This is a genomic window from Streptosporangium sp. G11 (genome assembly GCF_051192615.1).
Taxonomy (GTDB): domain Bacteria; phylum Actinomycetota; class Actinomycetes; order Streptosporangiales; family Streptosporangiaceae; genus Streptosporangium.
The window spans coordinates 1-24,407 of record NZ_JBPJUQ010000086.1 but is presented as its reverse complement, the minus strand read 5'-3'; the positions used below and the strand labels follow the sequence as shown (position 1 = coordinate 24,407).

Here is a 24,407-nt window from a genome sequence, read left to right as displayed (position 1 = left end):
ATGTGCCTCGTTCATCTGTTTAAGATGCACAAGCAGAAATGATAATCATTTCTACTATATTGCTCCATCGGCACGTCCTTCCGCTGACGCGACGCCACGGGCAAGCACCACGAACATCCGAGAGCCCACACCGGAGGGAAACCCACCCTTGAGTGACGAACACGCCGTCCCAGAACAGACCTCGCCCCCCGCACAGCCGCTTTCGCAGGCACCGGCGTTCGCTCCGGACGACGTACGCGAGGTGGTCGCTCAGGCGCTGGGGATACCGGCGAAGGAGATCGACCAGGAGCGCGACCTGTTCGAGCTCGGTCTCGACTCCCTCACCGTGATGAGACTCGTCGGCCAGTGGCGCCGCCGCGGTATCGCCGTCACCTTCCGGGACCTGGTCCAGGACCCGGTGCTCGGCTCCTGGAGCGCCCTGCTGACGGAGAAGGCGCGGCAGGTCTCCCTCGACACGCCCTCTCCCGCCCTCGTCCCGGATCCCGGTCACGACGAGGAGACGCCGTTCGCGCTGGCGACGATGCAGCACGCCTACTGGATCGGCCGGCAGGACGGCCAGCCGCTGGGCGGCGTCGCCGCCCACTTCTACGTCGAGCTCGACGGCGAGGGAGTGGATCCCGTACGGCTTGATCGGGCGCTGCGCGCTCTGACCGAGCGGCACGGCATGTTGCGGGCCCGCTTCGACGACGAGGGCCGTCAGCGCTACGGCACGTCCGGCACCGGTCTGGTCTTCCACGACCTGCGAGAACTGCCCGCCGACGATGCCGCGGACACGCTGGAGACGTTGCGCGAGCGCCACACCCACGGCCGCCTCGACATCGCGGCGGGCGAGGTCTTCCGGGTCTCCCTGTGCCTGCTGCCCGGCGGGCGCACCAGGCTCCAGCTCGACCTGGACATGATGGCCGGTGACGCGCTGAGCCTGCGCGTCCTGCTCACCGATCTGCGCCGGCTGTATGAGCGGCCTGGTGCGTCACTGCCCGCCCTCGGCCTCGGCTACGGCCGCTACCTGGCCGAACACGCCCGGCGTCGCGGCCCGGAGCGTGAGCGGGCCGCCCGGTGGTGGCGCGACCGGCTCCCTGACCTTCCCCGGGCGCCCCGGCTGCCCACGACGGTGGACCCGCTGCGGCCGATGTCGGCGGCCGACTCCGCGCTCACCCACTCCAGACGCCTGCATCACTGGCTGGACCCGGAGGCCAAGGCCGCCCTCCTGGCCCGGGCGCGGCTGCACGGCATCACCCCCGCCGCCGCCCTGGCCACCGCGTTCGCCGAGGTCATCGCCGCCTGGAGCGACACCCACCGCTTCCTGCTCAACCTCCCGCTGTTCGACCGGGAGATGCTCACCCCCGACGTCGCCGACCTCATCGGCGACTTCAGCAGCTCCGTCCTGCTTGACGCGGACATGAGCACCGCCCTGCCCTTCGCCGAACAGGCCCGGCGACTGCAGGAGGGCCTGCAGGCGGGGGTCGCCCACGGCGCGTACGGCGGCGTCGAGGTGCTGCGCGACCTCGCGCGCCTCGAAGGCGCCCCCGTCCTCGCGCCCGTCGTCTACACCAGCGCCATCGGCCTGGGTGAGATCTTCGAGCCGGACGTCCAGGCGACCTTCGGCCGCCCGGTGTGGATCATCTCCCAGGGCCCCCAGGTCTTCCTGGACGCCCAGGTCACCGAACTCGACGGCGGGCTCCTTCTCAACTGGGACGTCCGCGACGGGGTGCTCGCCCCCGGCGTACCGGACGCGGCCTTCGACGCCTACCGCCGCCTGGTCACCGGCCTCCTCACCACTTCAGAGGCCTGGCTGCTGCCCGTCGGGCCGCTGCTGGACGCCGATCGGCTCCCGGTCCGCGCCGTCGCCGCCCTGCCCGCGGCCCCACAGCCCGGCCACGTCCTGCACACCCGCTTCTTCCACCTCGCCGACGAGCGGCCCGGCCGCGTCGCCGTCGTCACGGAGGACGGCGACGTGCTGACGTATGCCGACCTCGCCCTGGTGGCGCGCAAGGTGGCGGCCCTGCTGCGCCGCCACGGCGTGCGGGAGGGCGACACCGTGGCCATCACCCTGCCCAAGGGCGCCGACCAGATCACCGCCGTCCTCGGGGTGCTCGCCGCGGGAGCCGCCTACGCGCCCGTCGGGGTGGAACAGCCCGCCATCCGGCGCGGCCGCATCCACGCCATGGCCGGCGCGGCCGTCGTGCTCACCGACGACGCCCACACCCACCTGTGCGCGGACCTGCCCGGAGTCACCGTGCTGCGCCTGGCCGACGCCGAGGAGCTACCTCCCGGGCCCGTCGCCCACCCCGGAGCCGACAGTGCCGCGTACCTGCTGTTCACCTCCGGCTCGACCGGGATGCCCAAGGGGGTGGAGGTCTCCCACCGCGCCATCGTCAACACCATCGACGCGATGGGGGACCAGTTCGGCGTCGGTCCCGGCGACCGCACGCTGGCGATCTCCGCCCTCGACTTCGACCTCGCCACCTACGACATCTTCGCCCCGCTGTCGGTCGGCGGGCAGGTAGTCGTCGTCGGCCAGGAGCACCGGCGCGACGCCCACCACTGGGCACACCTCGTCCGCGAGCACGACGTCAGCATCATCCAGTGCGTGCCCGCGCTGCTGGACCTGCTCATGGCGGCGGGCCAGGACACCGGACTCGGCGACGCGCTGCGCCTGGTCCTGCTCGGCGGCGACTGGGTCGGGCTCGACCAGCCCGCCCGGCTGCGCGCCCTCGTCCCCGGCTGCCGTTTCGTGGCTCTGGGCGGCATGACCGAGGCCGCCGTGCACTCCACCGTCTTCGAGGTCGACGAGGTCGATCCCTCGTGGAAGTCCATCCCCTACGGCGTGCCGCTGCGCAACATGCGGGCCCGCGTCGTAGACGGGCGTGGACGTGACTGCCCCGACCAGGTGCCCGGTGAGCTGTGGATCGGCGGCCCGAGTGTCGCCACCGGCTACCGCGGCGATCCCGAGCGCACCGCGTCCCGGTTCGTCGAGTACGACGGCGAGCGCTGGTACCGCAGCGGCGATCTGGCCCGCTACCGGCCGGACGGCGTTCTGGAGTTCCTTGGCCGCGCCGACCACCAGGTGAAGATCGGCGGGCACCGTATCGAACTCGGCGAGGTTGAAGCGGTGCTGGAGGAACATCCGGACGTGCTGCACGCGGTGGCCACCGTGCTGGAGAGCCCGGTCCGCCGCCTCGCAGCGGCCGTGTCGCCCGTGTCGCCCGCGGGCGGCGATTCCCTGGACCCCGACGCCCTGCGGAGCCGGGCGGCCGAACGGCTGCCCGCGTACATGCTTCCCGAGCACGTCCTGGTCATGGACGCGATGCCGCTCACCTCCAACGGCAAACTCGACCGGACGGCCGTGCGGCGCGTCCTGACGGCCTCCGCACGCGAGCACCCCGTGGCGGCCGAACCCCCGTCCGGCCCGGTGGAGAGCGTGGTCGCGGGCGTGTGGGCCGAACTCCTCGGGGTGCGCGACGTGGGCCGCGGCGACGGCTTCTTCGCCCTCGGCGGGGACTCGCTCATCGCGACCCGCATGATTGGCCGGCTGCGCGCCGCCGGCGTCGGCGGGGCCCGCGTGGCCGCGCTCTTCGCCAACCCGGTCCTGCGGGAATTCTGCGCGCTGCTGACACTGGAGCTCGAGGCCCCCGGCCCGGACACCGCGTCGGCCCCCGTCCTTGCGGCCGATCCCGGCCGCGCCCATGAGCCTTTCGCGCTCACCGACGTCCAGGCCGCCTACCACACCGGACGCGACCCCGGTTTCACCCTCGGCGGCGTCGGAACCTGGCACTACAGCGAGTTTGACGGCGCGCAGGTCGACCTGGGACGGCTGGAGCGGGCCTGGCAGACCCTCATCCAGCGGCACGGCATGCTGCGCGCCGTCGTGCGAGACGGCACGCAGCAGGTGCTGGAGAGCGTCGCACCGTATCGTATCGACTGCCGGGAGACCGACGAGGCCGGAGCCGACGAGGCCCTCGCCGCTCTACGCGAGCGGATGTCGCACCAGGTCCGCGACCCCGGCCATTGGCCGCTCTTCGCCGTCGCGGCGGTGCGCTACCCCGACCCTTCGGGATCGGTCCGGACCAGGCTCGCCGTCGGCCTGGACTATCTCGTCCTGGACGCGTTGTCGATCACCACCCTGTACGCCGAGCTCAACGCCCTGTACGCCGACCCCGACACCTCGCTCCCGGCGGTCGAACTGTCGTTTCGCGACTACCTCACCGGGCTTGCGGCCGACCCCCGCTCCACCGAACGGGCCCGCGCCCACTGGCAGGCGCGGCTGGAGGAGCTGCCGCCCGTCCCCGCGCTGCCCCTGGACCGGAATCCGGCGCTGCTCGAGACGCCCCGGTTCACCCGCAGGCAGCTGCGCCTGGACGCCGCCGCCTGGCACGCCGTCAAGGGGCGCGCCGCCCGGCACGGCCTGACGCCGTCCACCGTGCTGCTCGCCGCCTACGGGGAGGTCCTGGCGACCTGGAGCGGAACCGACGCCCTCACCCTCACCCTGACCCTGTTCAACCGGCGCGAGGTGCACCCGCACGTCCACCGCGTCCTGGGCGACTTCACCTCCCTGTCCCTGGCCGCCTACCGCCGATCCGGCGACGGCTGGCTGTCTGCCGCCGCCGCGCTGCAGCGGCGGCAGGCCGAGGACCTCGACCACCAGGACGTGCCGATCGCCTGGCTGCTGCGGGAGTTCGCCCGCCGTGCCGGCACCCTCGACGCCGCCGCGCCGGTGGTGTTCACCAGCGCGCTCGGCGTCGGCGACGCCGGACTGTCCGACCCGGCCTCCGGCTTCCCGCCCAAGGTGTGGGGAATCTCCCAATCCCCCCAGGTCATCCTGGACAACCAGGTCACCGAGGAATCCGGCGAACTGGTCGTCACCTGGGACGCGGTGGAGGAACTGTTCAGCGACGGCGTGCTCGACGCCATGTTCGACGCCCACACCCGGCTGATCCACCACCTGGCCGACGGCGACTGGAGCGCACCGATCCCGGACCTGCTGCCCGCCGCGCAGCGGCGGCGGCGTGCGGAGGTGGCGTTGGAGGAGGAGGGCGACCCGGTCACACCCCGGCCGCTGCACGAGGCGTTCTTCGAACGCGCCGCCGCCGAACCGGACCGGACGGCACTGGTCACCTCCGAGGGCGGCACCACCAGCTACGGCGCGCTCGCCGACGAGGCACTGCGCACCGCCGCCGCCCTGCTGGAGCGCGGCGTGCGGGCAGGTGACCTCGTCGCGGTCAGCCTGCCCAAGGGGCCCGAGCAGATCACGGCCGTGCTGGGCGTCCTGGCCGCGGGCGCGGCCTATGTCCCGGTCGGCCTGGACCAGCCCGCCGGCCGCCGCGACCGGATACGGGCGGTCGCGGGAATCGGCCTGACCCTCGGCGAGCGGCCCGAACCGCCGCGGACCGGCGCGCCAGAGGAGATCGGGGCGCACCGGGTGATGTCCCTTCGGGAGGCGCTGAACCATGAACCGCTGGAGCGGCCACGTCACGTACCGGTCGAGGCACTCGCCTACGTGATCTTCACGTCCGGGTCGACGGGTGAGCCCAAGGGGGTGAAGATCTCCCACGCCGCGGCCTGGAACACCGTCGCCGACATCGGAGCGCGCCACGACATCGGTCCCGGCGACCGCGTGTTCGCCCTGTCCGCGCTGGACTTCGACCTGTCGGTCTACGACATCTTCGGCCTGCTGTCGGCCGGAGGATCACTGCTGCTGCCCACCGACGAGCTGCGACACGAACCCCGGCGGTGGCCAGAGCTCGTGCACCGCCACGACGTGACGGTGTGGAACACCGTGCCTGCGCTCCTGGACCTCCTCCTGGACGCCCAGGAGCACGCGGTAACGGACACCGGGGCACTACGGGGGCTGCGCGTCGCGCTGATCTCCGGCGACTGGATCGGCCTGGACCTGCCGGGCCGGCTGCGGGCCCTCAGCACGCGGCCCTGCCGGTTCGTCGCCATGGGAGGCGCCACCGAGGCGTCGGTGTGGTCCAACACCCTCACCGTCGAGAAGGTGGACCCCGGCTGGGCGTCCATCCCCTACGGACGCCCGCTGACCGGACAGCGCTACCGCGTCGTCGACGACTTCGGCCGCGACTGCCCCGACTGGACACCCGGCGAACTGTGGATCGGCGGCGCCGGGCTGGCCATGGGATACCTGGGCGATCCGCGCCGCACCGCGGAGAAGTTCCCCACCCACGACGGGCAGCGCTGGTACCGCACCGGCGACCTTGGCCGCTACCGCTCGGACGGACTCCTGGAGTTCCTCGGCCGGCTGGACACCCAGCTGAAGATCGCCGGACATCGCATCGAGGCCGGCGAGGTCGAGGCGGCCATCGAAGCCCACCCGGACATCTCGCGGGCCGCCGTGGTGGCCGCGGGCGAGCGCACCGCCCGGCGGCTGGTCGCCTTCGCCGTTCCCCGCGAGCTCCCGGCCGCTCCCCCCGCCGACCACGAGATATCCGGACCGGACGCGACCCGGCTCCTGAACCGGCTCCACGGCTGGCTCGGCGAGCGTCTGGCCGCCTACGCCGTCCCCTCCCGGATTCTGCTGCTCGCCGCGCTGCCACTGACCGCCAACGGCAAGGTCGACCGCGCCGCGCTGGCCCTGCTGGCCGCCCGGGACACCTCCTCGGCCGGCGCCGAGCCGCCCCAAGGGGAGGTGGAGAGCGCCCTCGCCGAACTGTGGGAGGCCCAGCTGCCCGGCTCGGCGGCAGATCGCAACGCCGACTTCTTCACCGTCGGCGGGGACAGCCTGTCCGCGATCCGCCTGGTGTCGGCGATCGAACGCCGTTTCGGAACCGGTATCACGATCCGCACTCTTCTGGCCGCACCGACCATCGCCGCCCTCGCCGCGAAGATCACCGCAACGGTCGCCGGCGCGACCGACATCGAAATCGGAGAACTGTGAACATCACCGAGCTGCTGGCCGGATACGCACGTGACGGCGTGGTCCTGTGGGCTCAGGACGGGCAACTGCGCTTCCGGGCGCCCAAGGGCTTTCTCACCGACGAGCGGCGCGCCGAGCTGCGCGCCCACAAGGACGCGATCCTGCGGCACCTGGCCGAGTCGCAGGAGAGCCGCACCCTGCACCACGACGAGGAAGGCCGCCACGACCCCTTCCCCCTGACGGGCATCCAGGCCGCCTACCTGATCGGCCGGGTCGACGCCTACGCCTACGGCGGTGTCGCCTGCCACGCCTACGTCGAGCTGGAGTACGCCGAACTCGACACCGACCGCGTCGCCGCCGCCTGGCAGAGCCTGATCGAACGACACGACATGCTGCGTGCGGTCGTCCACACCGACGGATACCAGCGGGTGCTGCCGAAGACCCCCGAGCTGCGCGTCAGCGTCACCGACACCGACACCGCCGACGCGGCGCAGGCCAACGCCGCCCTGAACGCCGCCCTGGACGACGCCCGCGCCAGGATGTCGTTGCGCCGCGGGCTCACCGACCGCTGGCCGCTGTTCGACGTGCACATCACCCGGGCCCCCGGGCGGGCCGTGCTGCACCTGTCGTTCGACATGCTCACCGTCGACCACGCCAGCCTGCGCATCCTGCTGGCCGAGTTCCACCACCTGTACCGCGACGGCGCCGGCGCACCGGCCCCGCTCGGCATCACCTTTCGGGACTACGTTCTGGCCCGGCGGGCTCTGACGGAAACCCCCGCCTACTCCCGGGACCGGGAGTACTGGACGGCGCGGTTGGAGGAGCTGCCGCCCCCGCCGGAACTGCCGACCACCGAACCCTGGGCCGCCACCGAACACCCCGATAACGGTGACGTCCGGTTCCGCCGCCTGGAGCGGCCGCTGTCGGCGCAGGCCGGGCGGCGCCTGAGCGAGCGCGCCAAACAGCGTGGGCTGACCGTCTCGACGGTGTTGCTCACCGCGTACGCCGAGATCGTCGGCCGCTGGTCGCGCACCGCGCGCTTCACCCTCAACGTGCCGACCGTGGACCGTCCGGCACTGCACCAGGACATCGGCCGTCTCGTCGGCGACTTCACCTCGGTGGAGCTGCTCGCCGTGGACCTGACCGCATCGGCCTCCTTCACCGAGCGGGTCCGGGAGATCGGCGTCCAGTTGCTGGAAGACCTGGAACACCCGCTGTTCACCGGCTCGGAGGTGCTGGCCGAGCTGTCGCGCCGAGCCGGTGCCCCCGTGCTGATGCCGGTCGTCTTCACCAGCGCCCTGGGCGGCGCCGGGGCGCCGGACGGCATCCCGCCGGAGGTCTCCTACGCGCTCACCCAGACCCCGCAGGTGTGGCTGGACTGCCAGGTCATGGAGCGAGGCGAGACACTGGTCCTGTCCTGGGACATCCGCGAGGGCGCCCTGCCCGACGGCGTCGCCGAGGACATGTTCGGCGCCTACGTCGCGCTGGTCGAACTGCTGGCGGCCGAAGGCGCCGAGGCCGAGGACGCCTGGGAGCGGCCGGCCCGCGTCGAACTGCCCGCGGCTCAGGCGGCCCGCCGGGCCGAGGTCAACGCGACGCAGGGCCCGTTGCCGGACGCGCTGCTTCACGAGCCGGTCCTGGCCCGCGCCCTGGCCGCCCCCGAGGCGGTCGCGGTGCGCTCCTCCGAGCGCACCCTGACCTACCGTCAGCTGCTCGGGCGGGCGACGCGGGTGGCCGACCTGCTGGTCGGGGCCGGGCTCCGCCCGGCCGAACCGGTGGCCGTCTGGATGGACAAGGGCTGGGAGCAGGTCGTCGCCGTGCTGGGCACGCTGCTGGCCGGCGGCGCCTACCTGCCCGTCGACACCGCGCAGCCTCCGGCCCGCCGCGATGCGATCCTCGCCGACGCCGCCGTCCGGACCGTGCTGACCCAGTCCTGGCTGGCGGAGGTCGACGATCTACCCGACGACGTGTCGGCCGTCGTGGTGGACCACCTGCCCGAGGGTGCCGAGGGCGACGCCCCCGGCACCGCCCCGGCGCGCCGTGCCGCCCCCGACGATCTGGCCTACGTCATCTACACCTCCGGCTCCACCGGCACGCCCAAGGGGGTGATGATCAGTCACCGAGCCGCTCTCAACACGGTCCAGGACATCAACCACCGCTACGCCGTCACCGACGGCGACCGCGTCCTCGGCATCGCCTCGCTGGGCTTCGACCTGTCGGTCTACGACATCTTCGGCCCGCTGTCGGCGGGCGGCGTGCTGGTGCTGCCCGAGGCCGGGCGCCGCGGCGACCCCTCGCACTGGGCCGACCTCATCTCCAGTCACGACGTCACGGTGTGGAACTCGGTGCCCGGCCAGTTGCAGATGCTCTGCGACTGGCTGCGCTCGGAACCTCCCGGCCAGGACGACACACTGCGCCTGGCGCTGCTGTCCGGCGACTGGATCCCGGTCACCCTGCCTGACGAGGCGCGGACGATCCTGCCCGGTCTAGAGGTCATCTCCCTGGGAGGCGCCACCGAGGGCTCCATCTGGTCGATCGCGCATCCGGTCGGCGCGGTGGACACCGCCCGTCCCAGCATCCCCTACGGCCGCCCGCTGACCAACCAGCGTTTCGCCGTGCTCGACCACGCCCTGCGGCCCCGGCCCGACTGGGTCGCCGGTGAGCTGTACATCGGCGGAGCCGGAGTGGCCATGGGCTACTTCGGCGACCAGGCCCGCACCGCGGAGCGTTTCATCACCGATCCGGCCACGGGTGAGCGGATCTACCGCACCGGCGACCTGGGCCGTTACCTGCCCGATGGCAACATCGAGTTCCTCGGCCGCGAGGACGCCCAGGTGAAGATCCGCGGCTACCGGGTGGAACTCGCCGAGATCGAGGCCGCCCTACAGGCCCACCCCTCGGTCGGCGTGGGGGCGGTCCTGGTCGACGACTCCGCCTCGGGCGGGCGCCGCCTGGCCGCGTTCGTCGAAACCGCGCACCACGGCTCCGACGAGCCCGCACCCCCATCCGCGGTCCGCGCGCGCCAGGCCGCGGCGCACGCCGTAGACGAGGCCTCCGCGCGGATCGACACCGAACGGCTGACCGCCTTCCTCGACACGCTCGACGAGGTCGCGCTCTCGGTGATGAGCCGGGTGCTCACCGGCGCCGGCCTGTTCGCCGGTAGCGCCGGGCACACCGCCGAGGAGATCTGCGCCGCGCTGCGATCCACCCCGCGTCACCGCCATGTCCTACGCCGGTGGCTGCGCGCGCTCACCAGCCGGGGCCGGCTGTCGTACGACGAGGCCACCGCGACCTTCGGCGGGCTGCGCCCGGCCTCCGCGGCGGACCTGGAGCACGCCTGGCAGCGCGCCACCGCACTGGAGCGGGAGGTCGGCTGGAGCAGCGAACTGCTCGGGGTCATGCGCACCTGCGCCGACCGGCTGCCCGAACTCATCTCCGGCGACCTCGACATCCGCGCGCTGCTCTTTCCCGGCGCGAGCGTGGAGGCGGCCGACGCCGCCTACCGCGACAACCTGGCCATCCGCCACCTCAACCAGGCCCTCGTGGCCGCCGTGCGGGAGATCGCCGCCGGCCACGCGGGCGAGGAGCGGCTGCGCGTGCTGGAGGTCGGCGGCGGCGTCGGCGGCACGACCGGCGAACTGGTGCCGGTCCTGGCCGAATACGGCGTGGACTACGTGTTCAGCGACCCGTCGGCGTTCTTCCTCAACGAGGCGCGCGAGCGCTTCGCCGACCACCCCTGGGTGCGCCACGAACGCCTCGACGTGGACGACGACCTCCGCGAGCAGGGATTTCTCCCCAACTCCTTCGACGTCGTGGTGTGCGCCAACACCCTGCACGCCGCCTGCGACACCGAGGCCGCGCTCGCCCGGCTTCGTGAGCTGCTGGTGCCCGGAGGCCACCTGGTGTTCGTGGAGAACACCCGCGACGACCACTACCCGCTGCTGGTGTCCATGGAGTTCCTGGAGGTCGCCGGGCGCACCTGGACCGACCACAGGGCGCACAACGGGCAGTCCTTCCTCACCCGGCCGCAGTGGCTGGACCTGCTGGACCGGCACGGAGCGGTGGACGTCGTCTCGCTCCCGGAACCGGGCGACCCGCTGGCCGCCACCGGCCAGGAACTCTTCCTCGCCCGCCTGAAGGCCGACCGCACCCACGTCACGGCGGGCGAGCTGACGCGCGGCGTGTCCACCCGGCTGCCCGAGTACATGGTTCCGTCGCTGTGGCAGATCGTCGACGCCCTGCCCCGCACGGCCAACGGCAAGACCGACCGCAACCAATTGCGCTCCTGGCTGCCCCGCGAGGGCACGCAGGCGGCTCCGACCGCCGACGAGCGGCCCATGGACGAACTGGAAAGCAGGCTCGCCGAGTTGTGGGCGCAGCTGCTGGCCGTGGAGCACGTCGGCCGCACCGACGACTTCTTCGCCCTGGGCGGGGACTCCCTGCTCGTGGCCCGCATGGTCGGCCGGCTGCGGGAGCGAATCCCGCAGGCCGCCGAACTGGAGTGGGAGGTCGTGCTGCGGCACATGCTGCGGCGCCCGACAGTGGCCGGTCTCGCCGCCTTCCTGCGCGGCCTCACCGGTGAGCCGTCGGCCGACCGGCCCGACACGCCGGTCGATCCCGTCATCCACCTGCACGGCGCCCGTTCGGCGGACGAGCCCGTCACCGTCCTCGTCCACGCCGGAACCGGGACGATCATGCCGTACCGGGCGCTGGTCACCGAGATCAGGCGGCGTTCCCCCGGAGTCGCCGACGTCGTGGGCCTGGAGGTTCCCGGCCTCGACCGCTATCTGGCCGCCTCGCCTGAGGGGCTCATCGAGCAGCTCGCGGCCGACTACGCCAGCGCGCTGACCGCGGGTGGCGAGGAGCGCTTCCACGTCGTGGGGTACTGCCTGGGCGGCCTGATCGCCACCGAGGTGGCCCGCAACCTGGCCGAGTCCGGCGCCCGGGTGGAGAGCCTGACGGTCATCAGCAGCCACAGCCCGAGGTTCCGCCTCGACGACGAACTGCTGTCGGAGTACTCCTTCGCCGTGATGATGGGCATCGACCCGGCCGACCTCGGCTTCCCCGACGACCAGTACCGGGTGGCGGCCGCCACCGACGCCGTGCTGGCCGGCAGTCCCGGCGTCCTGCCCGACGGCGGGCTCGCCGCCCTCACCGGCGAGTACGCCGACGTCGCCACCTGCTTCCGCGACCTCGCCACCGTACCCCGCGCCACGCGCATCGCCCGGATGTGCGAGGCGGTACCCGCCTCGGCCGGCAGCTACGAACCGGACCACATGACCCGGCTGTTCTCCGCCTACCGCCAAAGCGTCTTCGCCATCACCCGCTACAGCGCCGAACCCTACGCCGGCGACATCACCTTCCTGCGGCACGACGGCGCCTACCCCTTCCCCGGCAGCAAGGCCGCCGTCACCGAGTACTGGCAGGAGCTCACCCTGGGCGATCTGGAGATCATCGACATCGGCGGCGACCATTTCAGCTGCCTGTCGGTCGAGCACGCCCCCGCGGTGCTGAAGATCCTCGCCGAGCTGACCGACGGCGCGGTGACCCGATGAGCGACACGCCCATCATCGGGGTGCTGGGCGCCTCCGGCGCGGTGGGACGGGCAGCGGTCCGCGAGCTGCGCGACCTCGGCCACGGCGCGCTGCGCCTGGGCGGGCGCCGGACGGACGCGCTGCGGGCCGTGGCCGCCCAGGAACTCGCCGGGGCCGGTGACATCGTTCGGACCGACGTCGAGGACGCCGCGAGCCTGGCCGCCTTCGTACGAGGATGCGACGTCGTCCTCAACTGCGTCGGCCCGACCTACCGGCTCAGGGCCACCGTGGCCTCGGCCGCACTGGCCGCCGGAGCGCACTGCGTCGACGTGGCCGGCGACGACCCGGCCGCAGAAGACCTGCTCGCTGACGGCGACCCGGCCCGCGAGGGCCGGACCGTGATCCTGTCCGCGGGAGCATTGCCCGGCCTGTCGGCCATCCTGCCGCGCTGGCTCGCCCGCCAGGATCTGGACGAGGTATCGGCGCTGACCGCTCACTGCGGCGGTCTGGAGTCCTGCTCCCCGACCGTGGCCGTCGACCTGATGCTCTCCCTCACCGCGGGCGGCGCGAACGGCGCCGCCTACGGGGAACCGCTGGCCGCCGTCCGCGGCGGGCGCCGAATCTCCCGGGCGCTGCGGGCCGTCGAGGACGCCGAGATCGGCGGCTTTCCCGGCCGGGTGGCCGTGCAGCCCTTCCTCAGCGGCGAGAGCGAACGCCTGGCCACGCGTCTCGGGCTGGATCGGGTGGACTGGTTCAACGTCCACCCCGGCCCGCAGGTACGCGCCCTGCTGAACCTGTTACCGGGCCGCCTCGCCTCAGGAACCGACCTCGGCGAACTCGCCGCCCGGCTGATCCTGGCCGCCGACCTCGACCTGGCCGGGCGCACGCCCTACTACGTGCTCGACTTCCAGCTGACCGGCACCTCGGCCGGCCGGCCCGCGTGGCGCCGGTTGACGGTACGCACCGCCAGCAGCTACCGGCTCACCGCCGCCGTCGGGGCGCTGGCCGTGGACGCGATCTCGCGGGCGAGCGTCCCGCCCGGCGTGCACTTCGCCTGCGACGTGCTCGACCCGGACACCGTCGCCGACCGGCTCCGCGGCGGCGGGGCCGTCGACCGGTTCGAGCTGTCCAGGTCCGCCGAAGAACCGCGCGCCGGCGATCCGGTCGAGGAGGGCGTTCTGTGAATGAGCAAGCTCCGCTGCGGGTGGTCGTCTGCGGCACCAACTTCGGCCGCTTCTACGCCGAAGCCGTCCTGGCCCACCCCGGCTACACCCTGGCCGCGATTCTCAGCCGCGGCTCCGAGGCCTCCCGCGCCTACGCGCGAGGCCTCGGTGTCCCTCACCACACCGAGGTCGACCGGCTGCCGGACGACATCGACGCGGCATGCGTCGTGGTCGGCTCATCGATATCGGGAGGAGAGGGAACCGCGCTGGCCAAGGCCCTGATCGGCCGCGGCGTCCACGTCCTGCAGGAACACCCCGTTCATCTGGACGAGCTGACCGAGTGCTTGAAACTCGCCCGCCGCCACCGCGTGCAGTACCGGCTCAACACGCACTACCCGCACGTCGAGCCGGTGCGCGCGTTCATCCAGGCCGCCCGCAGGCTCACCGCCCGTCAAAAGCCGCTGTTCCTCGACGCCGCCACCCCCGTCCACCTGATGCAACCGATGGTGGACATCCTCGGGCGGGCACTCGGCTCACTGCGCCCCTGGCGGTTCACCGACCCCTTGGCCCTGCCCGCGGAGGTCGGCACGCAGCCGTTTCGCCTCCTGCAGGGAGTCCTCGGCGGGGTGGCGCTGACCGTGCGGGTCCACCACCAGCTCGACCCCGCCGACCGCGACAACCACGCCCTGCACTGGCACCGGGTGTCGCTGGGCACCGAGGGTGGGGTCCTCACGCTGGCCGACACCCACGGGCCGCTGCTGTGGAGCCCACGCCTGCACGTCGACCGGGACGACGGCCGCCGGTTCGTGCTCGACGGGCCGGGCGCCGGCGACCTCGGCCTCACGACGACCTCGGTCGTCGGCGACACCGGGACGTTCCGCGAGGTGTTCGCCGGGTTGTGGCCCCAGGCCGTCGGCCGCGCGCTCGACGGGCTACGGGAGGCCGTGGCCGACGGCGAGGACGTCCTGCGGACGGCGCAGTACGACCTGACGGTGTGCCGTATCTGGTCCGATCTGGCCGCACGGCTCGGGCCGCCGGAAATCATCCGGCCGCCCGCGCCACGCCCCCTTCCTGTCGGCGAGCTGTTCCCCGCCCGGTCGGCCCCGGCCGGAGCACGGGGACCGATCACCGCACCCGGCTCCCCCGCTGGCACCGGATCCGGGCCGCTTCCTCTATCGCAGGCGTCCGGCCCGTCCGGCGCGGCTGGCGCGGTGGAGCTTTCGTACACGCCGTCGGCCGAGTTCTTCGATCTCGTCGCCACCGAGCACGCCGCCGGCGCGAGCGCCCCTGCCGTCGCGCGGGCACTGGCCGGCGCGGACCTCTCGTACGGGCCGGTGCTCGACATCGGGGCCGGTACCGGCCTGCTGACCGAGGCCGTCGCCCGGGCCCGGCCCGACGCGGAGATCCTCGCCTGCGAACCGGCTACCGGCATGCGGGCCGTCCTGACCAGCCGCGTCTTCAGCGACCCGTACCTGCGCCCCAGGGTGACGATCACCGCTGACGCCGCTCCGGAGCTGGAGCTGCCCGACCGCGTCAGCGCCGTCCTGCTGTGCGGTGTGCTCGGCCACCTGGACGCCGGGCAACGCCGGCGGCTGTGGGAGCGCCTGCTGCGACGCCTGTCCCCGAAGGGTGTCGTCATCGTCGAGCTCATGGGGGTGGAAAGCCCCCTGGTCCTTCCCGAGGCCCGGATGGCCACCGCCCGGGCCGGTCGCCACCGCTACGAATGGTGGTTCTCCGGCGCTCCCGACCAGGACGACCCCGCCACGATGCGGCTGCACACCACCTGGCGGGTGTACCGGGACGATGAGGACGTCCCGGTACGCCTGGTGCACGACTCCTACCGGTGGATTCCCTTCGGGCTGCGGCAGGTGGCCGAGGAGTCCGGGCTGCACGCGCGACTGCTGCCCGCCCGGCCAGGGGCGCCACCACTGGCCGAGCTCACCCGGCAGCCGGTCGCGACCTCCCCTGTCCCCTCCCCACGCCCCGTTCTCCCCTGACACCCCTCTCGCCAAGAACGAAGGACCACCGATGAACCCGCCCACGCCTTCCAGCGCGCCCTCCACCGCACCCGCACCCGCTGCGGGCGAGGCCACCCCCGCGCCGGGCGCCACCCGCCCGCGGGACTTCCCCATCCGCCGGGGCTGCCCCTTCTCCGCACCCGAGGAGTACACCCGCCTGCGTACCCTCGAACCCGTCGCCCGGGTCACCCTGCCCACCGGACGCGAGGCCTGGGTGGTCTCCCGCTACGAGGACGTCCGCGAACTCCTCGCCGACCCGCGGATCAGCGCCGACATCCGCCGCCCCAACTTCCCCGCACTCGGCGAGGGCGAGCAGGAGATCGGGGCCCGGCTGCGCCCCTTCATCCGCACCGACGCCCCCGAGCACACCCGCTACCGCCGGATGCTGCTGCCGGAGTTCACCGTCCGCCGGATCCGCGCCATGCGGCCCGCCGTGCAGACCATCGTGGACGGCCTCCTGGACTCCATGCTCGCGCAAGAAGCACCCGTCGACTTCGTCCCCCTCTACGCCAATGCGGTCTCCACCTCCGTGATCTGCGAACTGCTGGGCATCCCTGCAGAAAACCTGGAGTTCTTCCGCGACGTCACCCGCATCTCCGGATCGCGCAACAGCACCGCCGAGCAGGTCGCCGAGGCACTGGGCGGGCTGTTCGCCCTGATCTCCGACCTGGTGGCCCAGCGGCAGGAGCAGCCGGGCGACGACCTGCTGTCCAGGCTTGTCGTCGACCACCTGCAGACCGGCAACATCACCCTGCCCGAACTGCTGTCCACCGTGGGCATCACCATCAACGCCGGACGCGAGACCAGCACGAACATGATCGCTCTGAGCACGCTGCTGCTCCTCCAGCGGCCCGATCTGATGGAGGAACTGCGAGCCGACCCCTCCCTGATGCCGGCCGCCGTCAACGAGTTCCTGCGGGTGATGTCGATCGCCGACTCCATCCCGCTGCGGGTCGCCGCCCAGGACATCGAGATCTCCGGCACGGTGATACCCGCCGACGACGGCGTCATCGCCTTGCTCGCCGGCGCCGACCACGACCCCGAGCAGTTCCCCGACCCCGACAGGGTCGACTTCCGCCGTCCGGACAACCACCACGTCGCCTTCGGCTACGGCGTCCACCAGTGCATCGGCCAGCACCTGGCCCGGCTGGAGCTGGAAGTGGCCCTGGAGACGCTGATCCGCCGCGTGCCGACGCTGCGCCTGGCAGCCCCGGACGAGGAGATCGACTTCAAACACGACTCGGCCACCTTCGGCATCGAGCGGCTGCCGGTGACGTGGTGAGCGCCCATCCGCCCGCCTCGTGGACGGGCACGGCCACCCACCCGGCGCCGCGGCGTCTGGGCCCGTGGATCCGGTGCTGGAGCCCGCGGCCGGCGGCCCGGTTACGGCTGATCTGCCTCCCGCACGCCGGTGGCGGCGCCGGTTTCTACCGCCCCTGGGCGGCCCTGCTGCCGCCGGAGGTCGAGCTGTGGGCCATCCAGTACCCGGGCAGGGAGGACCGTTTCGAAGACCCCCCGGTGGACCGGATGGACGAGCTGGTCACGGCCCTCACCGACGCCCTGATGCCGTTGCTCGACCGTCCCTACGCCCTGTTCGGCCACAGCATGGGCTCGGCCGTCGCCTGGGAGGTGGCCCACGACCTGCGGCGCCGCGAGGCGCTCGGCCCGCGACGGCTGTTCGTGTCCGGCCGCGAGGCCCCGGGCACCGCCACCGTCGGTGAGGTTCACCGGCAGAGCGACGACGTCCTGTGCCGGGAGCTGCGACGGCTCGGCGGCACCAGCGACGAGGTGCTGGCCGATCCCGACCTGCGCCCGGTGGTGCTCGGCTGCGTGCGCAACGACTACCGCCTCATCGAGACCTACCGCCCCATCTCCCGGCCCCCGCTGCGCTGTCCGATCGAGGTGTTCACCGGCGAGGCCGATCCGGAGCTGACCCCGCGAAGCGGTCGCGACCGGGCCGGCGGATGGGCGGATCTCACCACCGCCCGCACCGAGGTCCACACCTTCCCCGGCGACCACTTCTACCTCGCTCCACGACGCCGGGAGGTCGTCACGGCGGTGCTTCGACGTCTGGACCCGTCGCTGGCCATGGGCACCCACCGATGGCCCAGCACCCCCTGACCATCCGGCCGCGCCCGCCCGACCAGGAGAACCTCATGATCGACTACTACTCGCCCTCGGCCGAGTTCTACGAGATGGTCGCCACCCGCCACACCGCCAGCAGCGGACCACCGCTCGCCCGTGTACTGGCCGGCGTCGACGTCTCCCACGGCCCCGTGCTGGAGATCGGCGCCGGCACCGGCCGGATCACCGAGGTCATCGCGGCCGCGCTGCCGCAGGCGGAGATCATCGCCGTCGAGCCCTCCGCCACCATGCGGGCCGTCCTCACCTCCCGGATCGCCCGGGAGGCGGACCTGCGCCGCCGTGTCACCGTCGTCGACGGCTCGGCGCAGGACATCCAACTCCCCGAACGGCTCTCCGCGGTAGTGATCTTCGGCGTGGCCGGGCATCTCACCGCCATCGAACGCCGCGCCCTGTGGCGACGCCTCCGTGACCGGCTACCCATCGGCGGTCTCATCGTCGTCGAGCTGATGGGAGTCTCCGCTCCACGCCTCATCCCGCCGGTGATGTCCCTTCGCGAGACCATCGGCCGCCAGACCTACGAGTGGTGGATCGGCGGCGAGCCCGCCCAGGACGACGCCATGCGATTCACCACCACCTGGAAGGTCCTGCGAGACGGTCGCACTGTCCGCGAGGTCACCGACAGCTACGACTGGCACACCTTCGACGTCGCCCGGCTCGCCCGCGAGGCGGGCATGACAAGCCGCCGCATCACCGAGGCCGGCGGCCAGGCCATCCCCGAAATCGGAGTCCTCGTCAAATGACCCGACCCACCTCACGCCAAGGCTCGCAGCGGCCTGGCGCGCCCGGTCTGCACAGCGTCCTTGACGCCTCCGGCACTCCCGACACACCCGGCGCCTCCCCGGGCCCAGCCCCGTCGGACGCCCCGAGAGTGCCGCCGTTGCGTGGCATCCTGCGCCAGGTCCGGGGCCGCCTCGCCCTGGCCGTCGCCCTGCAGGCCGCCGGCGCGCTGGCCGGAGTCGTCCCCTTCATCGCCGTCGCCCGGATCGCCGTCCACCTCACCGACGGCTCCCCTGCCCTGGGCGACGAGCTCTGGCCGCTGGTCACCCTCGCGTGCCTGTCCGGTCTCGCGGCCCTGCTTCTGGGATCGGCCGCCGGAGTGGTCAGCCATCTCGCCGACAACGACCTGCAACTCGCGCTGCGCCGCCGGCTGGCCGAGCACACCGGCCGGCTGCCGCTGGGATGGATCACCTCCAGGGGCGCGGGAGAGATCAAACGCGCCGTACAGGACGACGTGCACGCTTTGCACACGCTCGTCGCCCACACCCTCCTCGACGTCACCGCCGTCCTCACCGCCCCTGTTCTTGCGCTGGTCTACCTGTTCACGATCGACTGGCGGCTCGCGCTGCTCAGCGTGCTGCCGCTGGCCCTGGGCGCCTACCTGTTCAGCCGCGCCATGACCGGAGCGGCGGCGCAGATGGCCGAGTACGGAGCGGCTCTCGGCCGCATCTCCTCGGCCGCCGTGGAGTTCTCCAACGGCATCGCCGTTCTGAAGACCTTCGGCCGAAGCCGTAAGGTCCACGAACGCTTCCTGGCCGCCACCGACGGCTTCTCCGACTTCTTCACCTCCTGGGTCCGCACCACGCTGGTCACCTCCACCGCGGCCCTGCTCGTCGTCTCCCCGGTCGTCGTCCTGCTCCTGCCGGCCGTGGTGGGAGCCGTGTTCGTCGCCGGCGGATGGATGAGCGCCGCCGACCTCGTACCGTTCATCCTGCTCGGACCGGCCGTCGCCGCTCCCATGGGCGTGGTCGGCCCCCGGATCCAGCAGATCCGGGCCGGCCAGGCCGCCGCCACCCGCATCTCCACACTGCTCGACACCCCGGTCCTGCCACAGAGTGCGACACCCGCCACCCCCGAGGGCTCCCGCATCTCGATGCGTGAGGTGTCCTTCTCCTACGACGGCCGCACCGACGCCCTGAGCGGTATCGACCTCGAATTGGAACCCGGCACCGTCACCGCGCTCGTCGGCCCCTCTGGATCGGGCAAATCCACCCTCGCCTCACTGCTTCTGCGTTTCCATGACGTCACGGCGGGTGCCATCACCATCGGTGGTGCCGACATCCGCGACATACCCGCCGCCGACCTCTACCGCCACGTCGGCTTCGTCCTGCAGGACGTGCGGCTGCTGCGGGCCTCCGTCGCCGACAACATCCGCCTCGGCCGCCCATCCGCCGACGACGACCAGGTCGAACAGGCCGCCCGCGCCGCTCAGATCCACGACCGGATCACCGAACTGCCCGTCGGCTACGCCACCGAGGTCACTACCGGCATCTCCTTCTCCGGTGGCGAACGACAGCGCCTGTCCATCGCCCGCGCCCTGCTCGCCGACGCCCCCGTCCTCGTCCTGGACGAGGCCACCGCGTACGCCGACCCCTACTCCGAAGCACTGATCCAGGACGCGCTGTCCACCCTGGCCGCCGGTCGCACGCTGCTCGTCATCGCCCACCGGCTGGCGACCGTCCGCCACGCCGACCGGATCGTGGTGCTCGACGGCGGGCGGATCGTCGAACAGGGCCGCCACCCGGACCTGCTGGCCGCCGAAGGCCGCTACGCCCGGCTGTGGAGAGCCCAGGAGGCGGCACAGGCCGGCAGCGAAACAGCGCCCGCCCCCACCCCGGCCCTCACGGCATCAACCGTCCACGGCAACCCCGACGCCTCCCCGGAGAGAACCTCGCGATGATCCGTCATCTCTACCGTGTCCTCGGACCCGAGGGATCCGGTTTCCTGAACCGTCTCCTCGTCGTACTGGCGGGCGCCGCCATCCTCCAAGGCCTCGCCTTCACCCTGCTGGTGCCGGTGCTGCGTGCCCTGCTCGGTGAGAGGCCGGGCGAGGTGTGGCCGTGGCTCGCCGCCCTGACCGCCTGCTCACTGGCCTACGCCGCCCTCCAGGCCGTCGCTGTGAGCAGCGGCTTCACCGTCGGCTCCCGGCTCTCGCGGGTGCTGCACCGGCGACTCGCCGACCGCGCCCTCGACCTGCCCATCGGCTGGTTCACCCCCGGGCGGGCCGCCGAACTCAGCCGTCTGGCCGGCCAGAACGTCATCCAGGTGATGAACATGCCGGCGCACCTGCTGCGTCCGCTGACCGGCTCGGTGCTCACCCCGCTCACCATCGTGGCCGCCACCTTCCTCTTCGACGGCCGGGTCGCGCTCGTGCTGCTGCTGTGCGCGCCGGTGCTGCTGGCGGCCCACCTGTGGAGCACCTCGGTGATGAGCAGGCTGGATCGGGGGCGCGACGGAGCGATCGGCGAATCGGCCGACCGCGTCCTGGAGTTCGCGCAGAACCAGCCGGTCCTGCGCGCCTTCGGCCGGACCGTCGACGGCTACGGGGCACTCGACGACGCCCTGGTGGCGGAGTCGCGTGCCGATCGCCGGCTGATTCACCGCGGCATGCCGGGCCTGGTCTCCTTCGCCTTCGCCACCCGCACGGTCTTCGCCCTCCTGCTGGCCTTGGGAGTCTCCTGGACTCTGGGCGGCTCCATGGACGTGCCGACCCTGCTGGCCCTGCTGGTGCTCGTCGGCCGACTCACCGACAGCCTGTCCAGCGCGGCCGACCTGGGCGCCGGGATGCGGATCGCCCGCAACAGCCTGGAGCGGCTGGACGCCGTACTCGGCCGCCAACCGTTCCCGCAGCCGGCCGAGCCCCGGCTGCCGGACGGAGCCGACGTGGAGTTCGACGCGGTTCGCTTCGGCTACCGGAACGACACCGCGGGTGACTCCACCTCCCCTACCGATCCGGAAGCCGAGTTGCTCTGCGACGTGAGCTTCCGCATCCCCGAGCGCAGCATGACCGCTCTCATCGGGCCCTCCGGCGCCGGCAAGACCACCGTCGCCCGGCTGCTGGCCCGCTTCTGGGACACCACCGGCGGCGCGGTCCGCATCGGAGGGGTCGACGTCCGTGACATCGCCCCCGAGGACCTGGCCGCGACCGTCTCTATCGTCTTCCAGGATGTCTACCTCTTCGAGGGCACGATCGAGGACAACGTCCGCGTCGGTGATCCGGACGCCGGTGAGGAGAAACTGCGCCGCGCCGCGGTCATGGCCGGGCTGGACCGGGTGGTGGAGGAGATGCCCGACGGCTGGGCCACCCGGGTCGGCGAGGGCGGCACCGCCCTGTCCGGCGGACAGCGTCAGCGGGTCTCCATCGCCCGCGCCCTGCTCAAGGACGCGCCGATTCTCATCCTGGACGAGGCGACCGCCGCGCTCGACCAGGAGAACGAGGCCGTGCTGACGTCCACGGTCCAGGCCCTGGCCGCCGAGAAGACACTGCTCGTCATCACCCACCGCCTCAGTACCGTGCTCGCCGCCGACCAGGTCCTCGTCATGGAGAACGGGCGGATCACCGAACGCGGCACGCACCCCCACCTCGCCGCCGCCGGCGGCACCTACGCCGACTTCTGGCGACAGCGCACCAACGCGGACGGCTGGCGGCTGGAGGTGGCCCCGCGACCTCAGCGGCCCCGATCGGCACGTCCACCGAAGCACGAGAACACCGCACGGCAAGGAGCACCACGATGACCGCCAGGCGATCCGAACCGTGGGCCGACTGGGCACGAGCCGTACCCGGCCTCGAATGCGCGGCCCTGTTCGACGCCCCGGACGACCCGGCCCGCGCGGCCGTTCGCCTGGCCAGGGCCGGCCTCGGCGAGCAGTACGCCCTCTACGAGCACGCCGGGGTCTGGTATTTCGCGGCGGGTTCCGCCGTCACGCTCACCGCGGACGCGACCGAGGTCGTCGCCCATGCCGACGGGCGCACGTGGACCACGGCCACCGAAGGCCGGCCACTGGACAGGATCGCCGAAGCGCTCACGGCACTCGGGAGCAACGGTGAGGCAACCCGGCACCTGTACGGATGGGCCACCTTCGAACTCGCCCACCTGTTGCACGGCGACCCCGCCGCCGCGGGAACGCAGCCACTCCTGTCGTTCCTGGTTCCCTGCGTGGAGGTGGCCCTCAGGCCGGGCAAGGCCGACCTGCGAGCCGTCGACGAGGCCTGGGCCGCGAAGGTCACGGCCCTGCTCCAGAGCCCGGACGATCTCGTCGCGGCCGATGCGGCGATGACCTCACCGGCCGCGACGGATGCCGAACGCCTCATCGCCTCCGGCGCGTCCGCCTACCGCCACGCCGTCGCCCGCAGCGTCGCCGACATTCAGGCGGGCCTCCTGGAAAAAGCCGTTCTGTCGCGGGTCGTCGTGCTGCCCGAGGGGAACGATCCCGACTTCGCCGCCTCCTACCTCGCCGGGCGCCGGGCCAACACCCCCGCGCGTTCCTTCCTGCTGGACCTCGGCGGCCGGCGAGCCGCCGGTTTCAGCCCGGAGACCGTCGTCGAGGTGGAGGCGAACGGCCGGATCCGCACCCAGCCGCTCGCGGGCACCCGGGCCCTGGGGCCCGACCTCGCCGAGAACGACCGCCTGCGCGAGGAACTCCGTACCGACCCCAAGGAGGTGCACGAGCACGCGATCTCGGTGCGGCTGGCCGCTGAGGAGATGGAGACGATCTGCCGGCCCGGCTCGGTGGTGATCGAGGAGTTCATGACGGTCAAGGCACGCGGCTCGGTACAGCATCTCGCCTCCCGGGTCGCCGGGCGGTTGCGTGAGGATCTCGGCCCCTGGGCGGCGTTCGCGGCGCTTTTCCCGGCGGTCACCGTCACCGGCGTACCCAAAAGCGCCGCCCTCGCGGCTGTGAACCGCCACGAGCCCGAACCTCGAGGGCTCTACGGCGGAGCGGTGTTCCGAGCGGGAACCGACGGCTCACTGGACGCGGCACTGGTCCTGCGTACGCTGTTCGCGCAGGGGGAGCGCACCTGGCTCCGTGCCGGGGCGGGCGTCATGGGGCAATCCACCCCGGAACGCGAATACGAGGAGACGTGCGAGAAGCTACGAAGCGTCGTCCCGCATATGCGGTTCCACCGCACGTGAGGGAGCCACACGCTTCCCGGGTATGGGATTGCTCGTCCAGCTCTCTTGATCAAAGTTTCGCATGGAGAGTCGGGCCGCTCCTGGCTGAGCCGCGTTTCGGGGGTTGGCCCGCTGGTCACAAGGCTCGGAAACGGTGTGTGGGGTCTTACGTCCGGGTGGTCGTCTCACCGACCGTGCCACCGTTAGAAGATCCATGAAATAGGACCGGACTGTCCATCAAGGTCCGATGTGGAACACCGAAGTGATCTGACACGATATGGCGCATGTCTGAGCTTCGAACCGGCCCGCGAGACACGCGGATCGATGACGAGAGCCCGGTTCCCCCTGATTCGTGGGGACGTGAAGGTTCCGCGAATCATGCTTTGCCGTGGGGGTTCGCTCTCGTCGTCGTCCTGTTGGTGGTGGGGCGTTTCGCTCTCGCGCCGCACCTGACGGCGCCCGCGTTGCAGACGTGGGCCACGATCTTCGTGGCGATCTGCGTGCAGGCGCTGCCGTTCCTGGTCTTCGGGGTGGCGCTGTCGGCGGCGATCACGGCGTTCGTCCCGGCGTCGTTCTGGACCAGGGCGCTGCCGAGGCACCCGGCCGCTGCCGTACCGGTCGCCGGGATGGCCGGGGCGGTGCTGCCGGGGTGTGAGTGCGCGTCCGTGCCGGTGGCGTCGGGTCTGATGGCCCGCGGGGTGGCCCCGGCCGCCGCGCTGGCGTTCCTGCTCGCCTCCCCCGCGATCAACCCGATCGTGCTGGTCGCGACCGCCGTCGCCTTCCCC

At 72.5% G+C, this 24,407-nt stretch carries 11 protein-coding genes; all 11 read left to right on the top strand.

Annotation, left to right across the window (positions count from 1 at the left end; genetic code table 11):
- Positions 1-148 precede the first annotated feature (148 nt).
- Positions 149-6,892, top strand: a complete 6,744-nt coding sequence (locus ACSDR0_RS42215; protein ID WP_435294593.1) for an amino acid adenylation domain-containing protein — start codon at positions 149-151, stop codon at positions 6,890-6,892.
- The gene (locus ACSDR0_RS42210) at positions 6,889-12,426 is read left to right on the top strand and encodes an amino acid adenylation domain-containing protein (protein WP_435294592.1); all 5,538 of its coding nucleotides are present in this window, start codon (positions 6,889-6,891) and stop codon (positions 12,424-12,426) included. Before ACSDR0_RS42215 ends, ACSDR0_RS42210 begins: the two co-directional genes overlap by 4 nt.
- Positions 12,423-13,589, top strand: a complete 1,167-nt coding sequence (locus ACSDR0_RS42205) for a saccharopine dehydrogenase NADP-binding domain-containing protein (protein WP_435294591.1) — start codon at positions 12,423-12,425, stop codon at positions 13,587-13,589. Before ACSDR0_RS42210 ends, ACSDR0_RS42205 begins: the two co-directional genes overlap by 4 nt.
- Positions 13,586-15,565: a Gfo/Idh/MocA family oxidoreductase gene (locus ACSDR0_RS42200; RefSeq protein ID WP_435294590.1), complete on the top strand. Its 1,980-nt coding sequence runs from the start codon at positions 13,586-13,588 to the stop codon at positions 15,563-15,565. Before ACSDR0_RS42205 ends, ACSDR0_RS42200 begins: the two co-directional genes overlap by 4 nt.
- A 31-nt stretch (positions 15,566-15,596) precedes the next feature.
- Positions 15,597-16,868: a cytochrome P450 gene (locus ACSDR0_RS42195; RefSeq protein WP_435294589.1), complete on the top strand. Its 1,272-nt coding sequence runs from the start codon at positions 15,597-15,599 to the stop codon at positions 16,866-16,868.
- Entirely contained in the window at positions 16,865-17,707 is an 843-nt protein-coding gene (locus ACSDR0_RS42190) for a thioesterase II family protein (protein ID WP_435294588.1), read from the top strand. Before ACSDR0_RS42195 ends, ACSDR0_RS42190 begins: the two co-directional genes overlap by 4 nt.
- The gene (locus ACSDR0_RS42185; RefSeq protein WP_435294587.1) at positions 17,689-18,471 is read left to right on the top strand and encodes a class I SAM-dependent methyltransferase; all 783 of its coding nucleotides are present in this window, start codon (positions 17,689-17,691) and stop codon (positions 18,469-18,471) included. Before ACSDR0_RS42190 ends, ACSDR0_RS42185 begins: the two co-directional genes overlap by 19 nt.
- Positions 18,472-18,599: 128 nt before the next feature.
- A complete protein-coding gene (locus tag ACSDR0_RS42180; RefSeq protein ID WP_435294586.1) occupies positions 18,600-20,408 on the top strand; it encodes an ABC transporter ATP-binding protein in 1,809 nt (602 codons plus the stop codon).
- The gene (locus ACSDR0_RS42175; protein WP_435294585.1) at positions 20,405-22,243 is read left to right on the top strand and encodes an ABC transporter ATP-binding protein; all 1,839 of its coding nucleotides are present in this window, start codon (positions 20,405-20,407) and stop codon (positions 22,241-22,243) included. Before ACSDR0_RS42180 ends, ACSDR0_RS42175 begins: the two co-directional genes overlap by 4 nt.
- A complete protein-coding gene (locus tag ACSDR0_RS42170; protein WP_435294584.1) occupies positions 22,240-23,643 on the top strand; it encodes a salicylate synthase in 1,404 nt (467 codons plus the stop codon). The genes ACSDR0_RS42175 and ACSDR0_RS42170 overlap by 4 nt, the downstream gene beginning before the upstream one ends.
- Before the next feature lie 263 nt (positions 23,644-23,906).
- The coding region (locus ACSDR0_RS42165) for a permease (protein ID WP_435294583.1) at positions 23,907-24,407 on the top strand (501 nt) is incomplete at its 3' end.

What these genes read in the sequence shown, in the direction of transcription:
- ACSDR0_RS42205 (WP_435294591.1), top strand. Translation starts at nt 12,423, where the DNA reads ATGAGCGACACGCCCATCATCGGGGTGCTGGGCGCCTCCGGCGCGGTG.
- ACSDR0_RS42195 (WP_435294589.1), top strand. Translation starts at nt 15,597, where the DNA reads ATGAACCCGCCCACGCCTTCCAGCGCGCCCTCCACCGCACCCGCACCC.
- ACSDR0_RS42185 (WP_435294587.1), top strand. Translation starts at nt 17,689, where the DNA reads ATGGCCCAGCACCCCCTGACCATCCGGCCGCGCCCGCCCGACCAGGAG.
- ACSDR0_RS42175 (WP_435294585.1), top strand. Translation starts at nt 20,405, where the DNA reads ATGATCCGTCATCTCTACCGTGTCCTCGGACCCGAGGGATCCGGTTTC.
- ACSDR0_RS42170 (WP_435294584.1), top strand. Translation starts at nt 22,240, where the DNA reads ATGACCGCCAGGCGATCCGAACCGTGGGCCGACTGGGCACGAGCCGTA.